General features: G+C 70.1%; 8 protein-coding genes. 5 read left to right on the top strand and 3 right to left on the bottom strand.

Annotation, left to right across the window (positions count from 1 at the left end; translation table 11 throughout):
• Positions 1–5: 5 nt before the first annotated feature.
• The gene (locus HWX76_RS07195; protein WP_050016342.1) at positions 6–1835 is read right to left on the bottom strand and encodes a glycoside hydrolase family 15 protein; all 1830 of its coding nucleotides are present in this window, start codon (positions 1833–1835) and stop codon (positions 6–8) included.
• Between the two features lie 166 nt (positions 1836–2001).
• On the opposite strand from HWX76_RS07195, the gene HWX76_RS07190 reads away from it, so the two are divergent.
• Positions 2002–3249, top strand: coding sequence for a lactonase family protein (locus HWX76_RS07190; RefSeq protein WP_124631388.1), 1248 nt, complete (start codon positions 2002–2004; stop codon positions 3247–3249).
• A gap of 120 nt (positions 3250–3369) precedes the next feature.
• Here the strand turns inward: HWX76_RS07190 and HWX76_RS07185 are convergent, their stop codons facing one another.
• Both HWX76_RS07185 and HWX76_RS07180 read right to left on the bottom strand, forming a co-directional pair.
• Positions 3370–7719, bottom strand: a complete 4350-nt coding sequence (locus tag HWX76_RS07185) for a DNA translocase FtsK (protein ID WP_279612886.1) — start codon at positions 7717–7719, stop codon at positions 3370–3372.
• Positions 7720–7896: 177 nt separating this feature from the next.
• The gene (locus HWX76_RS07180) at positions 7897–8442 is read right to left on the bottom strand and encodes an META domain-containing protein (RefSeq protein WP_050016347.1); all 546 of its coding nucleotides are present in this window, start codon (positions 8440–8442) and stop codon (positions 7897–7899) included.
• 216 nt (positions 8443–8658) lie between these two features.
• Here HWX76_RS07180 and purT point away from each other — a divergent pair, with 216 nt between their 5' ends.
• The 4 genes from purT to HWX76_RS07160 all read left to right on the top strand — a co-directional run bounded on the left by purT (position 8659) and on the right by HWX76_RS07160 (position 12491).
• Positions 8659–9873: a formate-dependent phosphoribosylglycinamide formyltransferase gene (purT, locus tag HWX76_RS07175; RefSeq protein ID WP_050016349.1), complete on the top strand. Its 1215-nt coding sequence runs from the start codon at positions 8659–8661 to the stop codon at positions 9871–9873.
• Positions 9874–9891: 18 nt separating this feature from the next.
• Entirely contained in the window at positions 9892–10077 is a 186-nt protein-coding gene (locus HWX76_RS07170; protein WP_050016351.1) for a DUF6726 family protein, read from the top strand.
• A 93-nt stretch (positions 10078–10170) separates the two neighbouring features.
• Positions 10171–10551 (top strand): MliC family protein, encoded by a 381-nt coding sequence (locus HWX76_RS07165; RefSeq protein WP_124637629.1) that lies wholly within the window; start codon positions 10171–10173, stop codon positions 10549–10551.
• Positions 10552–10997: 446 nt separating this feature from the next.
• Positions 10998–12491, top strand: coding sequence for a DEAD/DEAH box helicase (locus HWX76_RS07160; protein WP_089488700.1), 1494 nt, complete (start codon positions 10998–11000; stop codon positions 12489–12491).
• The last annotated feature ends 34 nt before the right edge of the window (positions 12492–12525 follow it).

Here is a 12525-nt window from a genome sequence, read left to right as displayed (position 1 = left end):
GCCGCTCAGCGGCCGGTGGCCACGGCCGGCGCGGGCTGGCCGGCCGCGCGCGCCATCGCGTCTTCATGGTGCATCAGGTTCATCGCGGTATGCACGAGCGCCACGTGCGAGAACGCCTGCGGGAAGTTGCCGACGAGCCGCCCGGCCACCGGGTCGTATTCCTCCGCGAGCAAGCCCAGGTCGTTGGACAGCGCGAGCAGCCGGCTGAAGAGCCGATGCGCGTCGTCGATCCGGCCGAGCAGCGCGTAGCTGTCGACCAGCCAGAAGCTGCACGCGAGAAACGTGCCTTCGCCCGGCGGCAGGCCGTCGTCGTATTCGGTCGTGCGGTAGCGCATCACGAGCCCGTCGTGCAGCAATTCCCGTTCGATCGCGTCGACCGTGCCGACGATGCGCGGGTCTTCCGGCGGCAGGAAGCCGAGCTGCGGCAGCAGCAGCACGCTCGCATCGAGCTCGTCGCTGCCGTAGCTCTGTGCGAACGCCTGCTTGCCTTCGTGCCACGCGTTCGCGCAGACGTCCGCGTGAATCCGCTCGCGCAGCGCGCGCCAGCGGTCGAGCGAGCCGGGCAGCCGGAACATTTCCGCCGACTTGATCGCGCGGTCGAACGCGACCCACGCCATCACCTTCGAGAACGTGAAATGGCGGCGGCCGCCGCGCGTTTCCCAGATCCCTTCGTCGGGTTCCTGCCAGATCTTCTCGAGGTGGTCGAGCAGCGCGCACTGCACCGACCAGACCGTGTCGTCGGCCTGCAGGCCGCCCACGCGCGCGAGATGCAGCGCGGCCATCACCTCGCCGAACACGTCGAGCTGGAGCTGGTTCGCGGCGCCGTTGCCGACGCGCACCGGCAGCGAATCCTGGTAGCCGGGCAGCCAGTCGAGCTCCATTTCCGGCAGCCGGCGCTCGCCGGCGATCCCGTACATGATCTGGATCTGCTCGGGCGAGCCGGCCATCACGCGGCCGAGCCACGTGCGCCACGCGCGCGCCTCGTCGTAGTAGCCGCCGCGCATCAGCGCGAGCAGCGTGATCGTCGCGTCGCGCAGCCAGCAGTAGCGGTAGTCCCAGTTGCGGTTGCCGCCGATCTTCTCGGGCAGCGAGGTGGTCGGCGCGGCGACGATGCCGCCGGTCGGCTCGTACGCGAGCGCCTTCAGCGTGATCAGCGAGCGGCGCACGGCGGCCGCGTAGCGGCCCTGCACCTGGCAGCGGCCCGACCATTCGAGCCAGTAGTTCTCGGTGCGCGCGAGCATCGACAGCGGGTCGCGCGCCGGCGGCAGCCGCATGTGCGACGCCGCGTAGCCGAGCGAGAACGGCACGCGCTCGTCGGCGCTCACCGTGAATTCCGCGAGCGTATGGAGGTTCTTGCCGGTGAGCGGCACCGGCGTGCGCAGCACGACGGTATCGGGGCCCGCGATGGCCTTCATGCCGTCCTCGCGGGTCAGTTGCGTGACCCACGGAATCGAGAAGCCGTAGTCGAAGCGCAACACGAGCTCCATGCGCATCTTCATCGTGCCGTGGCGGCCGACGACGATCCGCACCAGTTCGGACCAGCCGTTGCCGGGCGGCATGAAGTCGATCACGGTGACGGCGCCGTCGGCGCTTTCGTAATCGGTTTCGAGAATCAGCGTGTCGCCGCGATAGCGGCGTGTCGTGTGCGTGATCGCGGCGTCGGCGGCCGGAGCAAGCAGCCAGCGGCCGTGCTCGGGCGTGCCGAGCAGCGCCGCGAAGCAGGCGCCCGAATCGAAGCGGGGCCAGCACAGCCAGTCGACGGAGCCGTCTTTTGCGATCAGCGCGGCCGTGTGGCCGTCGCCGACGAGGGCGTAGTCTTCGATCAGGGCGGGCATGGGCAGGCGATCCTTGGGTATTCGAGTTCACAATGCGGACGTCGGCGGCCCGGACTTCACGCCCGGGCGCCGCGCCCCGTATACTCGGCCGGGCGGCGGAGCGCATGAACGGCCGGCGTTTCGTCCTATCTCAACACTTGAAGCGACTCGATGCAAGGAGGATTCAATGGCCAACCGTTTACGGGAGCGTGACGCACGCGCTTCGACACGAGGGTTGCCGCTTAGGTTCGCTCACTGGATGAAAGGTTTCGCGATCGTGCTTTCCCTGTCCGCGACCCACGCATTCGCGCAGCAATCGTCCGCCCCGGCCGACGGCGTCTACAACCTGCTCGTCGGCACCTATACGGGGGGCGGCAGCGACGGGATCTACGTTTATCGCTTCGATACCAAAACCGGCAGCGTCGCGCCGGTATCGTCGGCGAAGACCGTGAATCCGTCGTATCTGTTGCCGAGCCGCGACGGTCGCACCGTCTACGCGGTCAACGAACTCCCCGGCGACGACGGGCCCGCGACGCAGCGCGGCGGCGTCAGCGCGTTCCGCTTCGACGCGAAGACGGGCGCGCTGAGCTTCATCGAGCGTGTATCGTCGGAAGGGAACGACCCTTGCTATCTCGCGCTGTCGCCGGACGGCAAGTACCTCGTGACCGCCAACTACTCGGTCGCGGCCGACCCGGGCGGCAGCTTCGCGGTGTTTCCGCTGCGCGACGACGGCGCGGCCGGCCAGGCCGTGCTGGCGGTCCACCACGAAGGCACCGGGCCCGTGAAGGGCCGCCAGGACGGCGCGCACGTGCATTCGACGGTGTTTTCGCCGGACGGCCGCTACCTGTTCGTGCAAGATCTCGGCGCGGACAAGATCTACGGCTACCGCTACACGGTGGACGGCAGCCGCGGGCTGATCAGCCCGACCGACACGCGCTACACGCCGGTGAAGGCAGGCTCCGGCCCGCGTCACATGGTGTTCGGCGCGGACGGCCGCTTCGCGTATGTGACGAGCGAGCTCAACGCGTCGGTCGAGGTGTTCGGCTATCGCGACGGCAAGCTGACGCCGGTCGAGACGGTGCCGATGACGGCGCCGGGCTTCAAGGGCAAGGTCGGCGGCGGCGCGATCCACCTGTCGCCGGACGGCCGCTTCCTGTACGCGAGCAACCGCGGCGACGCGAACGACCTGGTGATCTACGCGGTGAACCAGGCCGACGGCCGGTTGAAGCGCGTCGGCCGCCAGTCGAGCCTCGGCAAGACGCCGCGCGAATTCCTGATCGACCCGACCGGCAAGTGGCTGATCGTCGGCAACCAGGACAGCGACACGTTCTACGTGTTCAGTCGCGATGTCGAAACGGGGCAGCTCGGCGCGAATCCGCAGAAGGTCGCGGTCGGCAAGCCGGTCGACTTCAAGCTGGTGCCGGTCGCGCAGTAAATCGCGGCCGATTCCCGGTCGATGCAAGAAGGGCGCTGCCGAGGCAGCGCCCTTCGTATTTGCGGCAGCCGCTTGCGCGGCGCGCCCGTATCGATGCCGGCGGCCGTGCTGCCGGCTTGCTCAGTCGGCCGCGGCTGGCACGAGCACCTCGCGGCTGCCGTTGATGCCCATCGCCGACACGAGGCCCGCGGCTTCCATCTGCTCGACGAGCCGCGCCGCGCGGTTGTAGCCGATGCGCAACTGACGCTGCACCGACGAGATCGACGCGCGCCGCGTGCGCACGACGAACGCGACGGCTTCGTCGTACAGCGGATCGGCTTCCGCATCCGGCGCATCGCCGAACAGGTCCTGCGTCGCGCCGTCGGCGGCCGGGCCGTCGAGAATCCCTTCCTCGTACTGCGGCTCGCCGAACTGCTTCAGGTACTCGACGATCCGGTGCACTTCCTCGTCGGCGACGAACGCGCCGTGCACGCGCTGCGGATACCCGGTGCCCGGCGGCAGGAACAGCATGTCGCCCATCCCGAGCAGCGACTCGGCGCCCATCTGGTCGAGGATCGTGCGCGAGTCGATCTTCGACGACACCTGGAACGCGACGCGCGTCGGGATGTTCGCCTTGATGAGGCCCGTGATCACGTCGACGGACGGCCGTTGCGTCGCGAGGATCAGGTGGATGCCGGCCGCGCGCGCCTTCTGCGCGAGGCGGGCGATCAGCTCCTCGATCTTCTTGCCGGCGACCATCATCAGGTCGGCCAGCTCGTCGATCACGACGACGATCAGCGGCAGCGTCGACAGCGGCTCCGGATCCTCGGGCGTCAGCGAGAACGGGTTGCCGATCTTCTTTTCCTTCGCCTCTGCGTCGCGGATCTTCTGGTTGAAGCCCGCGAGGTTGCGCACGCCGACGGCCGACATCAGCCGGTAGCGCTTCTCCATTTCGCCGACGCACCAGTTCAGCGCGTTCGCCGCGAGCTTCATGTCGGTGACGACCGGCGCGAGCAGGTGCGGGATGCCTTCGTAGACCGACAGCTCCAGCATCTTCGGGTCGATCATGATGAGCCGCACGTCTTCCGGCGTCGCCTTGTACAGCAGCGACAGGATCATCGCGTTGATCGCGACCGACTTGCCCGAACCCGTCGTGCCCGCCACGAGCATGTGCGGCGCCTTTGCGAGATCGGTGACGACCGGGTGGCCGGTGATGTCCTTGCCCATCGCGATCGTCAGTTGCGACGGCGAATGCTGGTACTGCCGCGATTCGAGGATCTCCGACAGGCGGATCATCTGGCGCTTCGCGTTCGGCAGTTCGAGACCCATGCAGGTCTTGCCGGGGATCGTCTCGACGACGCGGATCGACGTGAGGCCGAGGCCGCGCGACAGGTCCTTCATCAGCCCGACGATCTGGCTGCCGCGCACGCCGAGCGCGGGCTCGATCTCGAAGCGCGTGATCACGGGGCCGGCCGATGCGCCGACCACCGTCACCGGCACCTTGAATTCCTGCAGCCGCTGTTCGATTACTTGCGCGGTTTGCGCGAGGTGTTCCTCGGTGATCGTTTCGACGTCGTCGGACGCGGGCTCGAGCAGGTCGAGCGTCGGCAGTTCGACGTTGAACGACGCGGGCGCGTGGAATTCGAACGCGTTCGGGCGCGGCGGGCGGGCGGGGGGCGCGGCCGGGGCCGGTTCGGTCGTCTCGATTGCGTCGGTGGCCGGTGCGCCGATGGGCGGGATCGCGACGGGCGGCGGCGCGGAAATGACGGTTGCCGGCGTGGGCGGGAGGTTCGCGCCGGGGACGGTTGCCGCGGGCGGTGTGGCGGTCACGTCATGCGACACGGACCAGCTCGCCGACGAGGCGGCAGGCGCGGGCTGTGTCGTGAGCGTCGGGGTCGCGACTGCGGCAGGGACAGTCGCGATCGACGGCGCCTGCGTCGCGGTGGCCGCACCGATGGACGTCGGCGATCCGCCTGCAGCGGCGCCTGCGACTTGGTAAGCCGGCGTCGCGGCGGCCGTGGTCGTCGGCGCGATCGCGCCGAAGGACGGTGACGCCGGTGCGGACGCGGCTGGCGACGCGGGCAGGCCGATTGCCGGCTGCGGCGCGACCGCGCTCGATGAGCCGGATGGAGCGAAGGTCGTCGTGCCGGTCAACGTGGTCGATGTGGTTGCCGTGTCGGCGGAAAACGTCGATGCCGGCGCGGAAGACGGCGCAGCGATGGGTGCGGACGTGAAAGTCGCCAGTGTCGCGGTGGCGGGCGCCGGTGTTGCAGGCGCTTGCGCAGTCGAACCGAACGTCGAACCCGACGCGCCGGTCGTCGATGGCGTCGCGGCGGGCGCATCGGTCGATCCGGGCGTCGAAGCGGGGGGAAGCGAACCGTAAGTCATGCCCGTGACACCGGCAGGCGATGCCGACGCGGCGGAAGTAACGGGCGGTGCCGATGCGGCCGGTTGCGACGGCAAAGCGGACGCCGTGCCGGTCGCGCCGACCGGCGAAACGGCGGCGGCGACGGGCGCGATGCTCGATGCGGGGGCAGTCGAGTCAGGCGCCGTGCTGACCTGCGGCGATGCGGCGACAGCCGCAGCCGTCGATGCTGCGGCAAACGGCTGGACCGCCGGCGCTTTCGGCAATTCCGCGGCGACGGTTGTCTGCGTCGCGGCAGGCTGCATCGTCGGCGCAGTCCAATATGTAGCGGCCGTCGCGCGTTGAGTGACGGCCGACAACGGTGCCGCGGGGTCCGCCTCGACCGGCTTGGCAGCTTCCGGTGCAGCGCGATCGATTGCAGGCGCCGGTTGTGCGTCGTCGTTGTCGTCGATATCGACGGACGCGGTCGGCTCGCTGATGCCGGGATCGCGAACGGCTGCAGCACCTGCTGGCGTGAAGGCTGAATGGGTGGACTCCGATCCCGCGCTGTGCGCCGGCGACTCGGCGATCGGGCTTTCGGTCGACACGTCGAGCGCAGAAGCTGCCGGGCTGACAACGTCTTCCCACCGCGCGAGGTCGATGGGCGCGTCGATCGACGGCGCGGTGGCCGCTTGGTCGACGTGACGGATCTCGTCGTCGGCACGATGCGAGAACGCGGCATCGTAGATGCCGGGATTCCACCGTGCGTTCGATTCAGCGTCATCGAATGCAGGAGTGGACAAATCGCCGACCGGAGCCTGCGCGATACCGGATTCCGCCGGCATGAAGGCGTCGAGCACGATCGGTGCGCCGTCGTCGTAAGCGGGTGAGGTCGCGGATTCGGCCGGAACATGGGCGTCCTGGGCTGCGACGCCGTGCGCCGCGGAGACGAACGCGTTCGACGCGGCGGCCGATGCCGATGCCGCGACGCTGCCCGCTGCCGCGGTTACGCCGGCCACGGCAGCGGCTGGGGCCGCCGCGTGCGTCGCATCGCCCGACTGCGCGCCGCCCAGCGTCGCCCATTGCGCGGTGCTGGCCTCGATCGAGCGCAGCGTGTCGTGAACGCTCGGCGCCGGCGTAATCGGCGCGGCCGGCTTCTCGTTCCACGCATAGAGCGGCGCGCGCGCCGGCGCGGGGGGCGCCGGGCGGCGTCGGGCCGCGTCCGGCGACAGGCCGGCTGCCGTCGTGCCCGCGACCGGGCGCACCGGCGGACGCTGCGTTTGCGGCTGCGTACCGGCCGGTCGTGGCGTGACCGTGGCGCGCGGCGCCGTCTGCGTCAGCGCGGCGGCGGCCGGCCGCGCGGCGGTCGGACGCGGCCGGACGGGTTCGAATCCGGCCGGCAGCGGCGCCGGCGCGGGGCGCGGCATTTGCGCGTTCGCCGCGGCGCGCGCGAGGCTGGCGGTGCTGCCGGTGGTCGGCGGCGGCATCGCGCTGGCCGGGATCGGCGCGGCCGGCGCAGGCGTGCGCTGCGGCGCGGTCGGCTTCAGCCAGCCCGACGGCGCGACGGGCTCCGCAAGCGGACGCGGTGGCGTCTTGCTGCGCGGCTTCGGTCGCGCCTGCGGATCGGGTTTCCACACCGTCGGGCGCGAATACCGGCCGTTCTGGCGCGGCGCCATCGAGTTGACGGTGTGGGCGGTGGTCGGCTGTACGACGTCGTCGTCGCGATGCAGCGCGCTGCGCGGCAGGTCGGCGATCCCGCGCGCGTCGTCGTCGCCGCCGTCGCGCGACAGCTTGACGCCGAACGACGTGTCGACCCACGCGGCGAACTGCCGCCAGCCGATGCCGGTCAGCCAGGGCAAGCCGGCGAAGAACAGCACGACCATCGCGACCGGCGTGCCGATCGGGCCGAGCACGTGGGCGAAGCCGGCCGAGCACGCATGGCCGAGCGCGTTCGTGTCGGGGCCCGACAGCGGGCTCGTCAGCGTGACGCTTGAGACGAATACCGCGGCGAAGCCGAGCCACAGGCGGATCGAGCCGCGGCCGGCGAGCCCGGCGCCGCCGGGCAGCATCGCCTGCACGAGACGCCAGAAGAGAAGGAGGAACCAGACGGCGGAGATGCCGAACCAGCCGAAGACAACCGTGTGCATGCTTTGAAACAGGAGTGGGGAGGGGCGCGCGGGGCGCGACCCGCCGAGTTTAACCGGCCGGCGAACAAGACTCTAACGCGGCGTGATTCCGATTCACGCCGCGCGACGCACGTGGATCGCACATGCGCGTCGCGCGCCACGCGAAGGCGGTCGGTCGGCCTTCGCGCGCGCCGTGCATCAGGGGCTCCGGTGCGTGAACGTCAGTGTTGCGCCGGCCTGCGTCACGATCTGCAATTGCTGGGGCGCGCGCATCTGTACGCCGGTCTTCTCGATGTGGGCGAGCGCGTCGAGGTACGCGGATTCGAGCTGGCCGCCGAGCGTGTTCGGGCAGGCCATCCGCGTGCCGGCGAGCGGGCCGAAGCTCAGCAGGCCGTTCTTGATCGCGTAGGTGCCCATGTAGCGGTTGCAGCCCGAGAACCCGCTCGCGCGCCGGATGCCCGAGTCGGTCGACAGCGCGAGCCTGATCGGCTCGCCGTTGTCGCCGTGCGGGATCGCGCGTGGCGTGCCGTCGGCGTTCACCCAGCTGGTGAGTTCCCAGCTCGTGTCGTCGAGCAGCTGGACGGCGGCCGGGTTGTACGGGTCGGGCGCGGGGGCGGCGGAATCGGGATGGGTCGGCATCGCGCAGGCGGCGAGAAGCGTGGCAAGCGTCAACGCGCAGAGCGGCGCGCGCAACGGGCGAAGCAGGCCGGTGCGTGCGCGTGCGGCGGCAGACAGGTGGGACATGAGCCTCGTTCCTCTTCGGATTCTGATCAAGGCGTAAGAGTAACGCACCCGCCCCGCGGCAGGCGAGCCGACACTTCGCGTGCGAAAACGTTCGCGGGGCGCCCACGGGCCTCGCGCGATCGCGCGCGGGTGCGGCCCAACCGCCCAAACCGGCTCCGATGCCCGTGTTAACATCGAAGCCGTTTTCGTCCTCCAACAGAACCAGCGGGAAATCACATGCAGATCGGTCAGCGGCTCGGTACGCCGCTTTCACCCTCGGCCACGCGCGTCATGCTGCTCGGCGCGGGCGAGCTCGGCAAGGAAGTCATCATCGCGTTGCAGCGTCTCGGCGTCGAAGTCATCGCGGTCGATCGCTATCCGGACGCACCGGGCCACCAGGTCGCGCATCGCGCGCACGTGATCGACATGACGGACCCGGCCGCGCTGCGGGCCATCGTCGAAGCCGAGCGCCCGCACCTGATCGTCCCCGAAATCGAGGCGATCGCCACCGACGCGCTCGCGGCGATCGAGGCGTCCGGTCTCGCCGAGGTGATCCCGACCGCGCGTGCGACGCAGCTCACGATGAATCGCGAAGGGATCCGCCGGCTCGCGGCCGAGGAACTCGGCCTGCCGACTTCCCCGTATGCGTTCGCGGATTCGTTCGAGGCCTTCAGCGGGGCCGTCGCGAAGATCGGCATGCCGTGCGTCGTGAAGCCCGTGATGTCGTCGTCGGGCAAGGGGCAGTCGGTCGTGAAGACCGCCGCCGACGTGCAAGCCGCGTGGGACTATGCGATGGCGGGCGGGCGCGTGAACCACGGCCGCGTGATCGTCGAGGGCTTCGTCGATTTCGACTACGAGATCACGCAACTGACCGTGCGCGCGATCGACCCGGCGACGCTCGACACGCGCACCTACTTCTGCGAGCCGGTCGGCCACGTGCAAGTGGCGGGAGACTACGTCGAATCGTGGCAGCCGCAGCCGATGAGCGCGGCGGCGCTCGAGAAGTCGCGCGAGATCGCGCACAAGGTGACCGAGGCGCTCGGCGGGCGCGGGTTGTTCGGCGTCGAGCTGTTCGTGCGCGGCGATGACGTCTGGTTCTCCGAGGTGAGCCCGCGGCCGCACGATACGGGCCTCGTCACGCTTGCGTCGCAGCGCCAGTCGGAATTCGAGCTGCATGCGCGGGCGATTCTCGGGCTGCCGGTCGATCCGGCGCTCGGCACGCCGGCCGCGTCGGCGGTGATCTACGGCGGGCTCGACGAGCGCGGGATCGCGTTCGAAGGCGTGCGCGACGCGCTCGCGGTGCCGGGCGCGGACCTGCGCCTGTTCGGCAAGCCGGAGAGTTTTGCGAAGCGGCGCATGGGCGTCGCGCTGGCGACCGGCGCGACCGTCGACGAAGCCCGCGAACGCGCGAAGCGCGCGGCCGCGGCCGTGCGGCCCGTGTCGGCGCGTTGACGGAACGAGGAGACGACGATGGCGTCGAGGTGGTTGCGTATTGGAAAGCTGGGCGCCGCGCTGGCGCTCATCGCGAGTCTCGCGGGCTGCGGCCTCGCGGCCGCGCCGTGCCGGGTGGCGTCGGCCGGGCTCAAGATCGTGCCGCTCGTCGGCCATGTCGCCGCGGCGCCGACCGATGCGTGCGCGGACGTGATCGATCCGTGATTCCGGCGGCCGGCGCGATTTCCCGCAGCCTGATAAACAATAACCGCGCGCCCGCCGATGGCGCGCTTCCACCCGTCTCGTGAGAGGACCTGCATGATTCGCCCAACCCTCGCCGCGCTTGCGCTCGCCGGCAGTGCCGTTTCCGTCGCGCACGCCGCGCAACTGACCGTCGAAGAGATCGACGCCGACGCGCGCCAGCCTACCGTCTACCAGTGCGCGAACCACAAGGCGCCGGTGCGTGTGTCGTACTGGCTCGCGGGCAACGGCCAGAGCTTCGCGCTCGTGCCGGTCGACGGCAAGCAGATGCTGTTCGTCGACACGGTGTCGGGGTCGGGCGCGCGCTACCAGGCCGGCCGCTATACGTGGTGGACGAAAGGCAAGGAAGCGACGCTGCGCGACGAGATCGCCGACCCGAAGTCGCCGCCGCTGCTGGGCGATTGCGTGCAGGTCGATAAGAAAAAGAAGAAGGGCTGAGCAGCGGGCGCGGAGCCTGTTCGCCCTGACCGGTTGCGCCGGGCTGAAGGCCCGTACGCGCGGCCGACGGCGGGCATCCCGATGCGAGATTGCGCGATCGAACCCCTGATATTTTTCATCCGCCGATACGGCTACGCCGATCGGCCAGCCGCTCGCCTCCGCAGGCCGGGGCAGGCCCGCCGCGCGAACCGCCGTCGCGACCGTTCGCGGCGTTGTCACGGACAGATGCCCGCACGGTGCTACAATACGGCCCTTTCCGCCGGCATTCGCGCCGAACGGAGTCCGCACGGCCTGGCGTCCAGCGTTCGCATTGAACCGGTCCCAAGCGCCAGAGCGGCGCCGCGCGGCGCGCCGCGGCTCCGTCTATTTCCGAATTGTGATGAGCGCAGGCCCCGGCCGGCCTGACGCACGATGTCCCCGCCGCGCCTTTTGAGCGAAACGCCACCATGTCCGATTCTGTCGCCAAGCCCGTCGACGCAACCTTCGATCAATTCGGCCTTGCCCCCGATATCCTGAAAGCCATTGTCGAGCAGGGCTATACGACGCCGACGCCGATCCAGGCGCAGGCCATTCCGGTCGTGCTCGCCGGCCGCGACGTCATGGGCGCCGCGCAAACGGGCACCGGCAAGACCGCGAGCTTCTCGCTGCCGATCATCCAGCGCCTGCTGCCGCAAGCGAACACGAGCGCGTCCCCGGCGCGCCACCCGGTGCGGGCGCTGATCCTCACGCCGACCCGCGAACTCGCCGACCAGGTCGCCGCGAACGTGCACGCGTATGCGAAGCACACGCCGCTGCGCAGCGCGGTGGTGTTCGGCGGCGTCGACATGAACCCGCAATCGGCCGAACTGCGCCGCGGCGTCGAGATCCTGATCGCGACGCCGGGCCGCCTGCTCGACCACGTGCAGCAGAAGACGGCGAACCTCGGCCAGGTGCAGATCCTCGTGCTCGACGAAGCCGACCGGATGCTCGACATGGGCTTCCTGCCCGATCTGCAGCGCATCCTGAACCTGCTGCCGAAGGACCGTCAGACGCTGCTGTTCTCGGCCACGTTCTCGGGCGAAATCAAGAAGCTCGCATCGACCTACCTGCGTAACCCGCAGACGATCGAGGTCGCGCGCAGCAACTCGACGAACGCGAACGTCACGCAGATCGTCTACGACGTCGCGGAGGGCGACAAGCAGGCGGCCGTCGTGCAGTTGCTGCGCGATCGCGGCCTCAAGCAGGTGATCGTGTTCTGCAACAGCAAGATCGGCGCGAGCCGTCTCGCGCGCAATCTCGAACGCGACGGCGTGGTCGCGTCGGCGATTCACGGCGACAAGACGCAGATCGAGCGGATGCAGGCGCTCGACGCGTTCAAGCGCGGCGAGATCGAAGCGCTGGTCGCGACCGACGTGGCCGCGCGCGGCCTCGACATCGCCGAGCTGCCGGCCGTGATCAACTTCGACCTGCCGTTCAGCGCGGAAGACTACGTGCACCGGATCGGCCGTACCGGCCGCGCGGGTGCGACGGGCGACGCGCTGTCGCTGTGCAGCCCGAACGAGCGCAAGCAGCTCGCCGATATCGAGAAGCTGATCAAGCGTCCGCTCGACGTGCAGACGCTCACGCTCGACAAGCCGGCGCGCCAGCGTCACGATGAACGTGGCGGCGAGCGCAATAGCGAGCGCGGTGGCGAACGAGGTGGCGAGCGCGGCGGTCGGCGCGATCGCGACGAGCATCGCGGTGCATCGGGTCGCCGGTCGGGCAGCACCGAGCGCGGCGGCCATCATCGCCGCCACGAAGCGCCGGTCGATGATTTCTTCCTGAAGCCGTACGAGCCGTCGGCGTCCGCGAAGCAGCCGGACGACGCGCAGCCCGCGCAGCAGCCGGAAAAGAAAGGGCCGAAGCGCCAGGTCGCCGCGCTGCTCGGCGGCTTCGGGATGCCGCGCAAGCCGTCGGCGTAAGCCGGGCGGAGCGCAGCGGCGGCGCGTCGGCGCT

It is taken from the genome of Burkholderia sp. BCC0398 (assembly GCF_902833245.1).
Taxonomy (GTDB): Bacteria; Pseudomonadota; Gammaproteobacteria; order Burkholderiales; family Burkholderiaceae; genus Burkholderia; species Burkholderia sola.
The sequence above is the reverse complement of the archived record's forward strand: the minus strand, read 5'-3'. Positions and strand labels throughout refer to the sequence as shown.